This is a genomic window from Candidatus Sodalis pierantonius str. SOPE, assembly GCF_000517405.1.
GTDB lineage: Bacteria > Pseudomonadota > Gammaproteobacteria > Enterobacterales > Enterobacteriaceae > Sodalis_C > Sodalis_C pierantonii.
In genome coordinates, this window is the sequence record NZ_CP006568.1 from 2,018,075 (window position 1) to 2,033,744 (window position 15,670).

Below are 15,670 nucleotides of genomic sequence, written 5' to 3' on the forward strand. Positions count from 1 at the left end.
CCAGGCTATACTATCTCCCGTCGCTTTTTTACTATTAGTGTTATTATACAATACAAAACAGACGCAATGACTAGTGAGTTAATTGATTGAATTCCGATCTCTACATTTAGTCCACATATTACTCCCGCTATTGAAGAAATCAGTGCTGGGCTAAAAATCTTTTTTATTAAATGTGTCGATGATGGCGATATTTCCCCTTCTATAATTATTGTTTTTTTCTTAAAAAAATAATAATCGCATAATATTATACCCGTAATTGGAAGAAATATTACGCCAAGTAATGTTAGAAAGTCTGTAAATTTTTCCAAGATACCTAGAACATATAGCAATGTTCCTATTACCCCTAATATTATAGTGAGTATAATATAATTATATCTCTTCCCTAAAATATTTTCAGTTATGCAAGCTAAAGACAAAGTTGATGAATATAGATTAGTATTATTTATTTTTATGGTTGATAGAATCACAGACGCCAGCCCAAGCCATCCTGCCACTTGAGTCATAATAGTAACAATATCTTCTGTATTCAATGCTTGAGAGATTAGTACTGCAAAGCCATTTATGATAAATTCGCCAACAATAATGGATAATATGACCATCCAAAAAGCATGCCTTTCGTTTATACAATAACGACTGATATCCGGCATGGTTAGTGCTGCAGTTATATAACCTCCTGCAACAATAGTTGCCCCTTCTCCTACAGTTAGAATTATTTCACTAGGATATAACTCTCTTATTTTTGACAACCCGAATTCATTTAAAATATTGCATGCAATACAGCCAGTAACAATAAAAAAAAGAGGGATTGAAATTATGGCTGTAAACCCTAATACTCTAAACCCGAAAGAAACCATTACTGTTAACATAATCCCGGATAATAAAGCGGAAAAAGAAAAGCCAAGCTTATCATTTGTTAAGTAATTTAATGCATTAGCAAAAACGGAGTTTTGTATACCAAACCATCCCAATAAACTGATTATAATTGCAACAGTTACTAAGGTTGAACCGACATTTCCGAACCCACAGTAACGAATTAATAAACTTGTTGTTAGCCCTTCTCTAGCACCTATTATTCCTAGCCCTATACCTATAAATGAAAGAATTGCGCTACCAATAGCAGTCGATAACATTGCTTGAGAAAAAGTCATCGAATGACCTAAGGTGGCTCCCAACAAAAATTGTGATAATGTTGCCATGATGCCAATGTTGATCATGGTAACAGTGAATAAGCTAGCTCTTGCTGAATTAGGGACTCGTTCGTTAGTAAAGTCATTATTTATTTTCATGCTGTCACCTAAAGCGAAATGTAAATTCATTTAAGATTTATAATCTTACTGTATTGATGCATAAACTTTAACGGAAAATATTTATCAAAGCTTTTTTCTTCACAAAACTTAGTGAATTGCGTTAAAGAATTAACCCCCGCCTTACCATATATAACTTGTATACGATTTTCCACTGTTCTATGCGAAATTTTTAATATGTTTGCTATTGTTTTTGCCGACATTCTGCGAATCATAAAAAATATAATTTCAAGTTCTTTTTCGGTAAATAATTTTTCTGGCGGTGATAGCAATAATGAAAAAGGCGTTTTTTCTTGGAAGAAATCTATTATTGATAAAAAAGTTAACTTTTTAGCGTGATTGATAACTCCTATGCAGACACCACTTTTATCATAAAAAGGATATTTACTGCAAATAAAAAGCTGAATTATATTTTCTCGCCCATAAGGATGAACATCAAGTGATGACATGCTTTCTACCCTCTTTCTTACCGCGTTATCCTGTTGGTAAAAATGAGATGAAAATTCAGCACTTGGGTGTGGAATATCTTCATCACGCAAACCATCGATGTTGAACTTTCTTGGCAAGTTTAACATACAGAATGTAGCTCTATTTGCGTACACATAGTTCGATCTATTAATTTTTACCGACCATGCATCATTGCTATTTTCAAACATTAAAAGCATCTGCAAAGGGATACCGGTATATGTTGGACAAAAACCACACGTGTTAATCATTGAACCAGATCCTTCTGAATTATCTAATGAATGAACCAGCACTAACTTTTATGGTGGTAAGCTGAACAGGATTATAATAACCGAACGAACTGAACGACCAGCACCACAATCGCCTATCCTATATAGCCCACAATTGATTCTTGATGTTTCAAGGACTTCGGCTTAAGAACACGCCAAGCATTCTCATATCGAATCTTACCTACTAGGTGATAACTTTGCCCCTGTTTTCCTCAGGGGCATCTGTACACTACTCGTATCAATACTGTCCGTCAATAAACGATTACTCATGGAAAATAAATATCTAAATTAGGAGTTTATGAGTGACCTGGAACACTGGGTCATTTGAGTCTTTAAAATTTTTGTGTGAATAGCTCTTTCATTAGCATGAGAATAAATGATCGATCATGATGCGAATATGCACTAAAACGAAAAATCAAAGAATTAGCACAATAAAAAATAGTTGTATATAAAATTTTTAGCTATTTTATTTTTTACATGCTAACCTACAAATAAACCAATTAAAATATTCAACAACGCCGCATTGAAGTAAAGTTTTGAAAAACAGCCGCCCCGGCGAAGGCCGGGAATGACCCTGTACACGATTCTGTGTAAATGCCTTTTCTCAGAAGTGACCGTCCAGGCGGTCACCGAACTCGATAATAAAGCGGCTCATTGTCATGCGCCAGTCCCTCAAAGGCATTGTCCATTTCTGTGAGGCCGCCTGTATCGCCAGCCACACCACCTTTTTCACTGCGTCGTCGGTCGGGAACACCTTGCGCTTTTTGATGGCATGCCGGATCACGCTGTTTAACGACTCGATGGCGTTGGTCGTGTAGATCACCTTACGGATGTCCGTTGGGTAGGCAAAGAACGCGGCCAGATTGGCCCAGTTTGCCTGCCAGCTTCGACTTATTTGCGGGTAGCGGATGTCCCAGGCACTGGAGAACGCTTCCAGCGTCTGCAAGCCGGCTTTTTCCGTAGGGGCCTGATAGATAGCTTTCAGGTCGCGGGTGACGGCCTTGTAGTCCTTCCAGGAGACGAACCGTAGGCTGTTGCGCACCATATGCACGATACACAGCTGGAGCCGCGCCTCCGGATACACCGCGTTAATAGCGTCAGGGAAACCTTTCAGCCCGTCTACGCAGGCGATAAGGATATCGTTCAGGCCGCGGTTTTTCAGCTATGTCAGCACGTTCAGCCAGAACTTTGCGCCTTCATTTTCGGCCAGCCACATACCTAGCAACTCTTTCTGGCCTTCGATGTTGATGCCCAGCGCCAGGAACACAGATTTGTTGATGATGCGGCTGTCCTGCCGGACTTTTAGAACGATACAATCAAGATAAACAATGGGATAGACTGCATCTAGAGGCCGGTTTTGCCATTCGACAACCTGCTCCATGACCGCATCGGTGACCTTTGAGACCAGCGCCGGCGAGACATCGGCGTCATACAGCTCTTTGAACGCGGCGGCGATCTCGCGGGTGGTCATCCCTTTGGCGTACAACGATAAAATCTGGTTATCCATCCCGGTAATCCGGGTCTGGTTCTTCTTCACCAGTTGCGGTTCAAAGGAACCGTCACGATCGCGCGGAGTACGCAGCGCCAGCGGGCCATCGCCAGTGGTAACGGTTTTTGTGGAATAGCCGTTGCGGGCGTTGGTACCCCGGTTTAGGCTGATTTTTATCGTAGCCGAGGTGATGGGTCATTTCGGCATTGAGAGCTGCTTCGACGCTGATTTTTTTCAGCAGCCGATCGAAGTGACTGAGATCTTCAGGGGTTTTGAGATTTTTGGCCAGTTCGTTAGCCAGAGCCTGCAACTGTTTTTCGTCCATAAATTAACCTGTTTTTGATGTTGGATTGAACATATCAAAATCAGGCAAATACACAAATATCTAAACAGGCTCAAAGTTAACTCGGGTGTATGGCTGAAGCTATTTCAGCACTTTCAAAATAACGGTCATGAAGGCAACGGCAGCAATCAGCATCCCTTCGACACGAACAGTCATCTGTAATTCCAATTTATTGAACCTGTTAGCATATCCTTACGGACATCGGCTATCTCTGTGAATAAGTCCTTACGGACATCGGCTATCTGCGCGTCGGTCTTCTCGAATCGGGCATCAACTTTATCAAACCTGGCGTCAATTTCCTTACGAACGTCGTCGAGGTCACGCTTGGTAGCCACATCCGCCACTTCATGAGACTTACGGACAGCAATAGAAATCGCCTTAGCTTGGTCTTTTGGCAACCCGGCATTTTCTAGCGTCTCGACGAATTCTTGAGTATCAAATGCGACTTGGCCCATGGGAAATCCTCCTGTTTAGGCCAAGTGTAGCGTATCCACCACATCAACGGAAGGAGTTACCGCCATGAACTACAACCAAACGCTTATCGTGCCTAATGGCATTGAACATTGGGAGCCGCGCATCACTGGCCTTGAAGTCTACTCTGGCGAGAGAGGCGAAATCATCCTGAAACCCACGAAAATGGGCGTTGCCACTACTCGCTGGCCGCTCACTGCAAAAATGCGTGAGGCATTCATAAAGATTCTGATGCAGGCGTAATCCCACCCACCACCCTATCGAGGCTCAACCATGCAATTGCAAAATCGGGAGTTCGCGCTCCCTGCCCTCGCTGAGCCTGAAATCAGGCCAGCAGAGAGCGATATAGCCACCTTGCGCCGTCAGGTCATCTCTGGTGACTGGACGCCCATCAACAACGGCACATGCACGTTAACCGACCTTGGCTTGCGGCATAACGGTAACGGCCTTGTTTGGCTGCACTCTGGCGTCTCTGTCCATGAGGCTGATAGCGATGCCGCGTTGACGGGAAGTGATAAAATATCGCATGAGTATCACAGGGGCTTACGCCCAGACAATATATTGAAAAGTAATGGTTATTTTGGTTTTGTGCATCCACATAAAATCGATGATTACTACCTGAATATCCTAACTAATAGCGCCACACGTGCCATTTTTGAGCAACGAAAGGATGGTAAGCCACTGGCAACTTTTGCCTTACAGTTCTCCGTCAACGAACGCAAGAAAGCGGCTGATGGTTGGGCGCTTTACCGTAATCCTATCCAACCGGACAAGTACACCATATTCGATACAAAGCGTTATTCGGGGCTGGCTTCAGTCTACGAACGTAAAGGTTGGAATCGTGAACCTGTAAACTATTTCGCGAAGATCATTACGGGATAACGCCGAGTTCGGCAAGTTAATGGGGCGGCTAGGATATGTGCCAGTGCGGACTCGCAAAATTAACGGGAAGTGGGAAACATTTTGGTTATACCGCTCGTCGCGTAAAGAATTCGCTGGCAATACCCCCTTGCGAGCAGAGAAGCCCTTGCCACGTAAGGCTTTTATTCCATTTGTGCAAGCGTCAGAACGTGAGCGCTTCGGCTTCAAACGCATCCCCGTCGATGGTAAATGGCTGCATGTCTACGCCGACCATATCCGCTTTCTGACGAAGAAACGCATCCGCATCGATGGGCGACAATTAACCGGCTATACAGCCAAAGGCATTAGCATGGAAATGCTGGGCTAAGGGGTATGTGCAGAAAAGCCCGCATTCCACAAGGGCTACAGCGATTTTGTGCAGCCCAGCAAGAAGTGAAATACAACAACACTGGCGGTGCCTGAAGGGACGTGCAATCCCAACAGACACCTAACCCAAAACCTACTGTAATAGGATTTGAGCTATGAAAAATAGTACAGCGCCCGCACGCGCATTGAAAGTGCAACCGTTCACCAGCAGCGAGGTTGTTCATTTTGCGTTCACCTCGAAGCATCGGATCACGCGTCAGAGTATCTACCGCCTTAATGTTGGGGGTGTGCTGGTTCCGGTCACATCCGATCACTGATTCCGATCGCCCGATCAGCGATTCCGATTCTGTCCGATCGCTCATCTTCTGTTCCGCCATACTCTGGAGACTTTTAGCTTCCGGGGGCATGGCATGGCACGTAAAAAGAAGAAAGCGAGAACGGAAATGTGCATCTATATTAATGTCTTACGTATGAAATTCGAGCAGCGTCGCTCGAATCGCACTATCGCAGCAGCGCTCGGCATAGGCTGTACTACCGTGCACGATATCCTCGGCCGATTCACGGTAGCTAACCTGGTCTGGCCATTGCCGGCGGAACTGTCCCCCGTCGACCTCGACCGCCTGCTCTATCCCGGCAAATCCGGAAAAGTTATCAATACTTTACCCAGCTGGCTTGATATCGATACCGAGTTAAGCCGCAAGGGCATGACCAAGCAGCTGCTCTGGATGGAATATCAGTCCGCCGTGGGCGGTGATGCCCTCGGTTACTCACAGTTTTGTGCACTGTTCCGTGACTGGAAAAAGAAGCAGCGGCGTTCCATGCGCATGGAGCACAAGGCTGGCGAAAAGCTCTTCATCGACTTCTGTGGCCCCACCGTACCTATCGTCAACCCTGCGACCGGTAGCGTACGCCAGGTCGCTATCTTCGTCGCTGCCATGGGCGTGTCAGGCTATGCGTATATCGAAGCCTGCGAAGGCCAGGACATGGCATCGTGGCTCAACGCCAATAGCCTCTGTCTGCACTTCATGGGTGGGGTTCCGGAGCTGATGATACCTGATAATCTGCGCAGCGCTGTCAGCACCCCTGACCGCTATGAGTCGGTCATAAACCAGAGCTACCAGGCGCTGGCAAATCACTATGAGACAGTGGTGCTACCGGCGCGCCCGAGAAAACCGAAAGACAAGGCGAAGGCAGAATCAACTGTGCAGCTGGTAGAACGCTGGGTTTTGGCCCGGTTGCGTAAACGTAGGTTCTACTCGCTGGCCGAACTCAACCAGGTGATACGAGAACTCAATCATGAGTTGAATCTGCGCCCGATGCGTCATTACGGCGGACAAAGTCGCCTTGAACGCTTCAAGCAGCTGGACAAACCGGCTCTTGGGCCTCTACCGCCCACACAATGGGAATACAGTGAGTATCTCGTTGCCCGAGTGGGACCTGATTACCACATAGACTACGGCAAAAACTGGTACTCGGTGCCGCATCCGCTGGTTGGCGAGCGCGTTGACGTCATCGCCACCCAACGGCTGGTGCAAATCCACCATAAGGGCGTCTGCGTGGCTACGCACCCTCGCAGCGATAATGCCTATAGGCACACGACTCAGGCGGCGCACATGCCGGCTAACCATAAGGGGCAGAGTCAGTGGACGCCGGAAAGGCTGTGCAGTTGGGCGCTGTCGGTGGGTGTGTGCACACTGAAAGTGGTCGAGTCCATCCAAAAGAGCAAAGCCCATCCGGAGCAGGCTTACCGCTCCGTGCTGGGGCTACTCAATCTGCAACGGCGCTATGAGACGACGCGACTGGAGAAGGCCTGCGCGCTGGCGTTGGAGAAAGGGTGCATTAACCGCTCTTTCATAGCCAACGTATTGAAACACGGTCGTGAAAGTGAGGTCACCCAGGACGGAGCCGGCGTATCAATGCTGGTTCACGAAAACCTCCGAGGTCCGGACAGTTATCACTAAGGAGAATAAATATGGATACACTGTTAATGGCTCTGCGAGAGCTGAAGTTGTCGGCAATGGTCCAGGCGTTGGAGACGCAACGCGAACTCCCGGGGAGTTATGGGGAGCTGGGGTTCGAGGAGCGGTTGTCGTTGATGGTAGAAGCGGAAAATTTGCATAGAAAAAACAACCATATATGCCGTATGCGACGGCAATCGCAAATGCGCTTGCAGGCAAAACCGGAAGATATCCGTTATATCCCTAGCCGAGGAGTGACACCGGAACAGATGCGAGATCTGCTAGGAGGACAATATCTGAAATATCAGAAAAGCATACTCATCACGGGGCCGACAGGTACGGGCAAAACCTGGCTCAGTTGTGCGCTTGGTGAGCAGGCATGCCGGCAGCAATATAGCGTGCGTTACTGGCGAGTGGGTCGGTTGCTGGCCCATCTTCACCAGTGTCAGGTAGACGGGACCTATCTAAAACAGCTTAAGCAGTTAGAAAAAATAGAGTTACTGATCTTGGACGACGTGGGCCTAGAATCAATAAGTCCGATGCAGGCAACGATGCTGTTGGAGGTGATGGAAGATCGCTACGACAAAAGCAGCAGCATCCTGATCAGTCAACTGCCGGTGAAAAAATGGTATGGACTGATAGAAAACCCCACGACAGCTGACGCGTTACTCGATCGGTTAGTACACCCCAGCTATAGACTGGAACTTAAAGGCGAATCACTACGCAAAGAGCAAGGAGTAGCCAGCACAGGAAAAATAGACTAAACCCGAGTCAGAAGATGAGCAAACACGTGATAGAATATCACTGGAATGGGTGATCGGAAAATATCGGAATAACTGATCGGATGTCGCCGGAACAGCTGATCGGATACGTCGGAATCTGCAGGGGTGCTGTATGAAGGGACCCTGTACACGATTCTGTGTAAATGCCTTTTCTCAGAAGTGACCGTCCAGGCGGTCACCGAACTCGATAATAAAGCGGCTCATTGCCATGCGCCAGTCCCTCAAAGGCATTGTCCATTTCTGTGAGGCCGCCTGTATCGCCAGCCACACCACCTTTTTCACTGCGTCGTCGGTCGGGAACACCTTGCGCTTTTTGATGGCATGCCGGATCACGCTGTTTAACGACTCGATGGCGTTGGTCGTGTAGATCACCTTGCGGATGTCCGTTGGGTAGGCAAAGAACGTGGCCAGATTGGCCCAGTTTGCCTGCCAGCTTCGACTTATTTGCGGGTAGCGGATGTCCCAGGCACTGGAGAACGCTTCCAGCGCCTGCAAGTCGGCTTCTTCCGTAGGGGCCTGATAAATAGCTTTCAGGTCGCGGGTGACGGCCTTGTAGTCCTTCCAGGAGACGAACCGCAGGCTGTTGCGCACCATATGCACGATACACAGCTGGAGCCGCGCCTCCGGATACACCGCGTTAATAGCGTCAGGGAAACCTTTCAGCCCGTCTACGCAGGCGATAAGGATATCGTTCAGGCCGCGGTTTTTCAGCTCTGTCAGCACGTTCAGCCAGAACTTTGCGCCTTCATTTTCGGCCAGCCACATACCTAGCAACTCTTTCTGGCCTTCGATGTTGATGCCCAGCGCCAGGAACACAGATTTGTTGATGATGCGGCTGTCCTGCCGGACTTTTAGAACGATACAGTCAAGATAAACAATGGGATAGACTGCATCCAGAGGCCGGTTTTGCCATTCGACAACCTGCTCCATGACCGCATCGGTGACCTTTGAAACCAGCGCCGGCGAGACATCGGCGTCATACAGCTCTTTGAACGCGGCGGCGATCTCGCGGGTGGTCATCCCTTTGGCGTACAACGATAAAATCTGGTTATCCATCCCGGTAATCTGGGTCTGGTTCTTCTTCACCAGTTGCGATTCAAAGGAACCGTCACGATCGCGCGGAGTACGCAGCGCCAGCGGGCCATCGCCAGTGGTAACGGTTTTTGTGGAATAGCCGTTGCGGGCGTTGGTCCCCGGTTTAGGCTGATTTTTATCGTAGCCGAGGTGATGGGTCATTTCGGCATTGAGAGCTGCTTCGACGCTAATTTTTTTCAGCAGCCGATCGAAGTGACTGAGATCTTCAGGGGTTTTGAGATTTTTGGCCAGTTCGTTAGCCAGAGCCTGCAACTGTTTTTCGTCCATAAATTAACCTGTTTTTGATGTTGGATTGAACATATCAAAATCAGGCAAATACACAAATTTCTAAACAGGCTCGTATGAAGGTGTTCGACCCGACCCAGCACCCCGAGCTGCGCAACCTTTTTCCTGAACTGACGCCTGTTCAATTTGAAACATCGCTTCTTTTTTCTCTCGGTTGTTCACAGAAAGAAATTTCCTCATTTTGCTCAGTTGCTTACAAAGTCGTTAAACAAGCGATAGCAGAGGCAAAATCCAAATTTGAAACGCAATCATTAACGGGATTACTAACAGCATTTCATATTCGCTTAGTTCTATTTGCGTTATATGGTTGCCAAGGACAAAATGCGTCATACAAAAAAGGCTAGAAAAATATAGGTGTCTTTTAGGCACCTACGAATCCTTGCATAACAGCACAATACTGCCCACTCGTTAAGTAGTTAAATCTCTTTTCAAGGACGATATTTAATGAGTGGTACACGCCTAAAGCGGGAAGATATTTCTCCGCAGATCATACATATGTGTGAGAGCAACTCTAATCCCTGCCATATTCGTGATAGTGAATACCGCTATGTCTATATCAATCCGGCGATGGCTGAATTATTGGACTTGCCGAAAGGATTTAATATTGAAGGTAAGCTGATAACTGATATACCATCACTGGATGGCGGTCTTTTTAGAGGAAATTTACCGGCATGATAAAATCGTGATGAATAATAAAGCTACGCTATCTTTATTCATTACGAGCCTGTTTAGAAATTTGTGTATTTGCCTGATTTTGATATGTTCAATCCAACATCAAAAACAGGTTAATTTATGGACGAAAAACAGTTGCAGGCTCTGGCTAACGAACTGGCCAAAAATCTCAAAACCCCTGAAGATCTCAGTCACTTCGATCGGCTGCTGAAAAAAATCAGCGTCGAAGCAGCTCTCAATGCCGAAATGACCCATCACCTCGGCTACTATAAAAATCAGCCTAAACCGGGGACCAACGCCCGCAACGGCTATTCCACAAAAACCGTTACCACTGGCGATGGCCCGCTGGCGCTGCGTACTCCGCGCGATCGTGACGGTTCCTTTGAACCGCAACTGGTGAAGAAGAACCAGACCCGGATTACCGGGATGGATAACCAGATTTTATCGTTGTACGCCAAAGGGATGACCACCCGCGAGATCGCCACCGCGTTCAAAGAGCTGTATGACGCCGATGTCTCGCCGGCGCTGGTCTCAAAGGTCACCGATGCGGTCATGGAGCAGGTTGTTGAATGGCAAAACCGGCCTCTGGATGCAGTCTATCCCATTGTTTATATTGACTGTATCGTTCTAAAAGTCCGGCAGGACAGCCGCATCATCAACAAATCTGTGTTCCTGGCGCTGGGCATCAACATCGAAGGCCAGAAAGAGTTGCTAGGTATGTGGCTGGCCGAAAATGAAGGCGCAAAGTTCTGGCTGAACGTGCTGACAGAGCTGAAAAACCGCGGCCTGAACGATATCCTTATCGCCTGCGTAGACGGGCTGAAAGGTTTCCCTGACGCTATTAACGCGGTGTATCCGGAGGCGCGGCTCCAGCTGTGTATCGTGCATATGGTGCGCAACAGCCTGCGGTTCGTCTCCTGGAAGGACTACAAGGCCGTCACCCGCGACCTGAAAGCTATCTATCAGGCCCCTACGGAAGAAGCCGGCTTGCAGGCGCTGGAAGCGTTCTCCAGTGCCTGGGACATCCGCTACCCGCAAATAAGTCGAAGCTGGCAGGCAAACTGGGCCAATCTGGCCACGTTCTTTGCCTACCCAACGGACATCCGCAAGGTGATCTACACGACCAACTCCATCGAGTCGTTAAACAGCGTGATCCGGCATGCCATCAAAAAGCGCAAGGTGTTCCCGACCGACGACGCAGTGAAAAAGGTGGTGTGGCTGGCGATACAGGCAGCCTCACAGAAATGGACAATGCCTTTGAGGGACTGGCGCATGGCAATGAGCCGCTTTATTATCGAGTTCGGTGACCGCCTGGACGGTCACTTCTGAGAAAAGGCATTTACACAGAATCGTGTACAGGGTTTTCATTACCACTGCTTTTGGCCGCTTTGTTGAATAAATCCGAAATTTGTGACGACTTCCTTCCTATCAGGGCGATTGTTACATGATGCGGACGCTGTTTGGCATTCCTAACAGTGTGATCCGGTTGAGTGCTTTAACCATTGCCATTGCCTCACCTACCTGCGCGTCATAGTCATGCAGACTCAGATGACCACCCAGAAGTGTTTTAAACCGGAACATGGCCGTTTCAGCCAGTGAACGCCGGTGATAACCTACTTTCTTTTTCCAGGTATCGTTATTGCCGCTCAGATGCTGATTTGCCACCGCATGATTACGCTCATGGTATCGAGCTGGCCAATATTGCGCACCACTTCGCGGTGGGATAAGCGGCTTTATTTTTTTCCTCAGCAGAGCATCATGACAGTAACGCGTATCGTAAGCACTGTCAGCCGACGCTTCCCTGATTTTCCGGTGGGTTTGGTTAATCAGCCCGGGCAGCGCCTGCGCATCTGTCGTACCGCTTAGCGATAAATCGGCACAGATAATTTCATGTGTCACGCTATCTACTGCCAGATGAAGCTTGCGCCATACTCTGCGCCTCTCAGCCCCATGCTGCCTGACTTTCCATTCGCCTTCGCCGAAGACTTTCAGGCCGGTGCCATCGATGACCAGGTGTGAGATTTCGCCGCGGGTTGGCGTTTTTATGCTGATGTCGACGGTTTTTGCTCGCCGGCTGACCAGAGAGTAATCTGGGCAGCGCAGCGACAGCCCCATCAGTTTAAAAATCGAGTCAACGAAACCCTGTAACGCCCGGAGCGAAAGGTTAAACACGCGCTTTATCATCAGAACCGTGGTAATGGCCATATCGGTGTAGTGAAGCGGCCGGCCACGATGTTCAGGTGGTGTACTCTCAGTCCATGCAGCAATGGCTGACTCATCAAGCCATACTGTCAGGTCCCCCCGCTGCCTGAGCGCATTGTTATATGCGGGCCAGTTGGTAATTTTAAACTTTTGCTTTGCCATGGGGACCTGATGTTGAAACGAATGTAGTGATCAGAGCCGCCAGTCACCTAAAAGTTCGATTTATTCAACAAAGCCCCGGAAAAAGGCAAAATCAGCAGCTCCGGTTCCGAGGCGGGTTTGCAACCCCAGTACGGGGTTCCCCTATGGCGTGACCCTAGAGGCCTTTTTATCGCCCTTTGGTTTACCCTGCAAGCAGCCCGCCTGGGGCTATATCGCCGGTGTGGATCTGAAGACCCATACTATTGCCTGGAAGCACCGTATCGGCACGGTACGCGACAGTTCTCCGCTGCCGCTGCCTTTTAAAATGGGGATGCCGATGCTGGGCGGACCGATCGCCACCGCCGGTAACCTGTTGTTTATCACCGCAACGGCGGACAATTACATCCGCGCGTTTGATGCCACCAGCGGTAAACCGCTGTGGCAAGACCGTTTGCCGGCCGGCGGCCAGTCCACGCCAATGACCTATGAGGTCAACGGTAAGCAATATGTCGTCACCGCCGCGGGGGGACACGGTTCTTTCGGCACCAAGCTGGGGGACTATATCATCGCCTACGCGCTGCCGGACGAGAAATAAGCGCCTGCCTAAGCCAGTGAAAACACCGGGGCCGATAGCGATATCGGCCCTTTTTTCATCTGTAAAGGCGCAAGTCGCCGGTGCGCGCACTGCCCCGCTGCACCGTGGCGGTGGCTGGCACGGCATGCCGGTCCTTGCGCCTCCTGAGGCACACCCGGCACGCGTGTTGCAGGTTTTGCACGCGCAGGCCGGACCTTTCACCCGTCCTGGCGCCGATTTTCCGGCCGCGGAGGGCAGCAGGTTGCAAAAATCGCTTACGCTGCCCGAGACGCGGCACGCCCTCGTCCTACGCGCGTCCCGTCGTGGATTATAGTTAAAGGAATCAGCGGGTGAACCAGCGGGCGATGCCGGACGGCGGATCACCTTATGTCGCGCGATACCGCGCAAAAAGCGCAAGGGTACCCTGGCGTCTGGCGCTGTTGGGCCTACAACCCGCGCCGCGCAGCCCGCCCGTAGCGGTATAGGCAATTGATCGTGGCAGTGTGCGAGTGTATGCTCAGGGCAATTTTTTTACCGTAACTCTTTTAGCTTGCCTCAAAGATGAGGGTAGCTCGGTTTAGGCGCGCGACGTTAGCCTGACGAGCCTCGTCCATCCTATGGCGAAAAGGATGTATGTTACTTCCCGTTATTATGGCCGGTGGAACCGGCAGCCGTCTGTGGCCGATGTCACGCGAGCTTTATCCCAAGCAGTTTCTCACCCTGCACGGCGATCATTCCATGTTGCAGGAAACGGTGCTGCGCCTGGAAGGGCTCAATACCCGCCAGCCGTTGGTGATTTGTAATGAGGAACACCGTTTTCTGGTGGCGGAACAGCTGCGGCAAATCGACAAGCTGTCGCAAAATATCATCTTGGAACCGGTGGGGCGCAATACGGCCCCGGCCATCGCATTGGCCGCTTTGAGCGCCATCGTTGACGGTGATGATCCGCTGCTATTAGTGCTGGCGGCCGATCACGTGATTGAGGATGAGAAGGCGTTTCATCGCGCTATTCAGCAGGCGCTCCCTTACGCCCGCAACGGCAATCTGGTGACGTTCGGTATCGTGCCCAGCGCGCCGGAGACAGGGTACGGTTATATTCAGCGCGGTGAGGCACAAAACGATGCGGCGGTTTTCCAGGTGCATCGGTTCGTGGAAAAACCGGATCGGGCGACGGCGGAACGTTATATCGCCAGCAGCGAATATTACTGGAATAGCGGCATGTTCCTGTTTCGCGCTAAAAAATACCTCAGCGAGCTCGGTAAATTCCGCCCAGATATTCTCGCTGCCTGTGAAAAAGCCATCGAATCGCCGCAGGCGGATAGCAATCAGGAGTTTATTCGCATCGACAAAGACGAATTCATCACCTGTCCCGATGATTCGGTGGATTATGCGGTGATGGAAAAAACCGCCGACGCCATGGTGGTACCGCTGGATGCCGGTTGGAGCGATGTGGGATCCTGGTCGGCGCTGTGGGAAGTCAATCAAAAGGACGACAGGCAAAATGCCCTTACCGGCGATGTTTTTCTGCACAATACCGCCAATTGCTACATCAATACCGATGAGAAAATGGTGACGGCCATCGGCGTGAACAACTTGGTGATTGTGAACACCAAAGATGCGGTGTTGGTCGTCGATAAGGATAAGGTGCAGGACGTCAAGAAAGTGGTGGAATATCTGAAAACCCACGCCCGCAGCGAATATCGCCGTCATCGTGAGTCCTATCGCCCGTGGGGACGCATTGACACCGTGGTCAATGAAGCTCGCTACAACGTCAATCGCATTACCGTCAAACCGGGCGGGATGTTTTCGCTACAGATGCATCATCACCGCACCGAGCACTGGGTAGTGCTATCCGGCACAGCACGGGTGACGGTGGAGGACAAGTCTTATTTACTGACCGAGAACCAGTCCACCTTCATTCCCGTCGGGTCGGTACACAGTTTGGAAAACCCGGGGAAAATTCCGCTGGAACTCCTGGAGATCCAATCCGGCTCCTATCTCGGTGAAGACGATATCATCCGTCTGCGCGATCCTTATGGCCGCTGCTGATTGCAGGCGCCGCGGCGGCGGCGACGGATTTCAGGATTAATCTGCTGTCTGGCCGGGGCGCCCTGTTTTACCCTCGTGCCTGCGGAGCCACGGAGCCGATAGTGGCAATGCCCTGATAAAAGAAATGCCGTATCTCTTTCCTGCGTGTTTAGGGGACTATCTCGCCGTTCATGCCCGCGGCTTTCGGGCGATTCGCGCGCGGGCGGCAGGGGTGCGACTCGGTGAGGGCAGGGACGAGAAACCAACGCCGATAAAGGCGCCGTCCGGCGGGCAGCGAGAAATCCCATCTGGTGACGCTGTCGCGGTAGATGATAGAATTGATTGAATGATACTGCTGTCGAAAA

At 49.7% G+C, this 15,670-nt stretch carries 13 protein-coding genes and 3 pseudogenes; 10 read left to right on the forward strand and 6 right to left on the reverse strand.

Annotation, left to right across the window (positions count from 1 at the left end; all coding sequences use genetic code 11):
* Window positions 1-5: 5 nt before the first annotated feature.
* The 4 genes and pseudogenes from SOPEG_RS24590 to SOPEG_RS10395 form a co-directional block, all read right to left on the reverse strand.
* Window positions 6-1,316, reverse strand: a complete 1,311-nt coding sequence (locus tag SOPEG_RS24590) for a purine-cytosine permease family protein (protein ID WP_071882172.1) — start codon at window positions 1,314-1,316, stop codon at window positions 6-8.
* The gene (locus SOPEG_RS10380) at window positions 1,313-2,062 is read right to left on the reverse strand and encodes a helix-turn-helix transcriptional regulator (RefSeq protein ID WP_148297052.1); all 750 of its coding nucleotides are present in this window, start codon (window positions 2,060-2,062) and stop codon (window positions 1,313-1,315) included. The genes SOPEG_RS24590 and SOPEG_RS10380 overlap by 4 nt, the downstream gene beginning before the upstream one ends.
* Window positions 2,063-2,642: 580 nt before the next feature.
* Window positions 2,643-3,852, reverse strand: a pseudogene (locus SOPEG_RS24595) (IS256-like element ISSoEn2 family transposase).
* A gap of 99 nt (window positions 3,853-3,951) precedes the next feature.
* A pseudogene (locus tag SOPEG_RS10395) lies at window positions 3,952-4,325 on the reverse strand (DUF1640 domain-containing protein).
* 64 nt (window positions 4,326-4,389) lie between these two features.
* Between SOPEG_RS10395 and SOPEG_RS10400 the strand changes: the two are divergent.
* The 5 genes from SOPEG_RS10400 (at window position 4,390) to istB (ending at window position 8,290) form a co-directional block, all read left to right on the forward strand.
* Window positions 4,390-4,584, forward strand: coding sequence for a hypothetical protein (locus SOPEG_RS10400; RefSeq protein ID WP_025245283.1), 195 nt, complete (start codon window positions 4,390-4,392; stop codon window positions 4,582-4,584).
* A 30-nt stretch (window positions 4,585-4,614) separates the two neighbouring features.
* The gene (locus SOPEG_RS27395; protein ID WP_038468591.1) at window positions 4,615-5,223 is read left to right on the forward strand and encodes a hypothetical protein; all 609 of its coding nucleotides are present in this window, start codon (window positions 4,615-4,617) and stop codon (window positions 5,221-5,223) included.
* 145 nt (window positions 5,224-5,368) lie between these two features.
* Complete coding sequence (locus tag SOPEG_RS27400) at window positions 5,369-5,569, forward strand: hypothetical protein (RefSeq protein WP_051419626.1); 201 nt, start codon at window positions 5,369-5,371, stop codon at window positions 5,567-5,569.
* 409 nt (window positions 5,570-5,978) lie between these two features.
* Window positions 5,979-7,529, forward strand: a complete 1,551-nt coding sequence (istA, locus tag SOPEG_RS10415) for an IS21-like element ISSoEn3 family transposase (RefSeq protein ID WP_025245284.1) — start codon at window positions 5,979-5,981, stop codon at window positions 7,527-7,529.
* 11 nt (window positions 7,530-7,540) lie between these two features.
* Window positions 7,541-8,290 carry an IS21-like element ISSoEn3 family helper ATPase IstB gene (gene istB, locus SOPEG_RS10420; RefSeq protein WP_025245285.1) on the forward strand — a complete coding sequence of 250 codons (750 nt, stop codon included), beginning with the start codon at window positions 7,541-7,543 and terminating at the stop codon, window positions 8,288-8,290.
* Window positions 8,291-8,461: 171 nt separating this feature from the next.
* Here the strand turns inward: istB and SOPEG_RS10425 are convergent, their stop codons facing one another.
* On the reverse strand, window positions 8,462-9,670 hold the full coding sequence (locus tag SOPEG_RS10425) for an IS256-like element ISSoEn2 family transposase (RefSeq protein WP_025245286.1): 1,209 nt from the start codon (window positions 9,668-9,670) through the stop codon (window positions 8,462-8,464).
* Between the two features lie 74 nt (window positions 9,671-9,744).
* On the opposite strand from SOPEG_RS10425, the gene SOPEG_RS24605 reads away from it, so the two are divergent.
* From SOPEG_RS24605 to SOPEG_RS10430, 3 genes are all read left to right on the forward strand, one after another.
* Window positions 9,745-10,032: a transcriptional regulator gene (locus SOPEG_RS24605; RefSeq protein ID WP_071882173.1), complete on the forward strand. Its 288-nt coding sequence runs from the start codon at window positions 9,745-9,747 to the stop codon at window positions 10,030-10,032.
* Between the two features lie 100 nt (window positions 10,033-10,132).
* Window positions 10,133-10,363, forward strand: a complete 231-nt coding sequence (locus tag SOPEG_RS27405; protein ID WP_148297053.1) for a hypothetical protein — start codon at window positions 10,133-10,135, stop codon at window positions 10,361-10,363.
* A gap of 117 nt (window positions 10,364-10,480) precedes the next feature.
* Window positions 10,481-11,689 (forward strand): IS256-like element ISSoEn2 family transposase, encoded by a 1,209-nt coding sequence (locus tag SOPEG_RS10430; RefSeq protein WP_025245287.1) that lies wholly within the window; start codon window positions 10,481-10,483, stop codon window positions 11,687-11,689.
* A 111-nt stretch (window positions 11,690-11,800) separates the two neighbouring features.
* Here SOPEG_RS10430 and SOPEG_RS10435 read toward each other — a convergent pair whose 3' ends face one another.
* The gene (locus SOPEG_RS10435; protein WP_025243865.1) at window positions 11,801-12,724 is read right to left on the reverse strand and encodes an IS5-like element ISSoEn1 family transposase; all 924 of its coding nucleotides are present in this window, start codon (window positions 12,722-12,724) and stop codon (window positions 11,801-11,803) included.
* Between the two features lie 99 nt (window positions 12,725-12,823).
* Between SOPEG_RS10435 and SOPEG_RS10440 the strand changes: the two are divergent.
* Both SOPEG_RS10440 and SOPEG_RS10445 read left to right on the forward strand, forming a co-directional pair.
* A pseudogene (locus SOPEG_RS10440) lies at window positions 12,824-13,298 on the forward strand (outer membrane protein assembly factor BamB family protein); the annotation flags it as partial.
* 612 nt (window positions 13,299-13,910) lie between these two features.
* On the forward strand, window positions 13,911-15,326 hold the full coding sequence (locus tag SOPEG_RS10445; RefSeq protein WP_025245289.1) for a mannose-1-phosphate guanylyltransferase/mannose-6-phosphate isomerase: 1,416 nt from the start codon (window positions 13,911-13,913) through the stop codon (window positions 15,324-15,326).
* Window positions 15,327-15,670: the final 344 nt, after the last annotated feature.

What these genes read in the sequence shown, in the direction of transcription:
- SOPEG_RS24590 (WP_071882172.1), bottom strand. Translation starts at nt 1,316, where the DNA reads ATGAATTTACATTTCGCTTTAGGTGACAGCATGAAAATAAATAATGAC.
- SOPEG_RS10400 (WP_025245283.1), top strand. Translation starts at nt 4,390, where the DNA reads ATGAACTACAACCAAACGCTTATCGTGCCTAATGGCATTGAACATTGG.
- SOPEG_RS27395 (WP_038468591.1), top strand. Translation starts at nt 4,615, where the DNA reads ATGCAATTGCAAAATCGGGAGTTCGCGCTCCCTGCCCTCGCTGAGCCT.
- istA (WP_025245284.1), top strand. Translation starts at nt 5,979, where the DNA reads ATGGCACGTAAAAAGAAGAAAGCGAGAACGGAAATGTGCATCTATATT.
- istB (WP_025245285.1), top strand. Translation starts at nt 7,541, where the DNA reads ATGGATACACTGTTAATGGCTCTGCGAGAGCTGAAGTTGTCGGCAATG.
- SOPEG_RS10425 (WP_025245286.1), bottom strand. Translation starts at nt 9,670, where the DNA reads ATGGACGAAAAACAGTTGCAGGCTCTGGCTAACGAACTGGCCAAAAAT.
- SOPEG_RS24605 (WP_071882173.1), top strand. Translation starts at nt 9,745, where the DNA reads ATGAAGGTGTTCGACCCGACCCAGCACCCCGAGCTGCGCAACCTTTTT.
- SOPEG_RS27405 (WP_148297053.1), top strand. Translation starts at nt 10,133, where the DNA reads ATGAGTGGTACACGCCTAAAGCGGGAAGATATTTCTCCGCAGATCATA.
- SOPEG_RS10430 (WP_025245287.1), top strand. Translation starts at nt 10,481, where the DNA reads ATGGACGAAAAACAGTTGCAGGCTCTGGCTAACGAACTGGCCAAAAAT.
- SOPEG_RS10435 (WP_025243865.1), bottom strand. Translation starts at nt 12,724, where the DNA reads ATGGCAAAGCAAAAGTTTAAAATTACCAACTGGCCCGCATATAACAAT.
- SOPEG_RS10445 (WP_025245289.1), top strand. Translation starts at nt 13,911, where the DNA reads ATGTTACTTCCCGTTATTATGGCCGGTGGAACCGGCAGCCGTCTGTGG.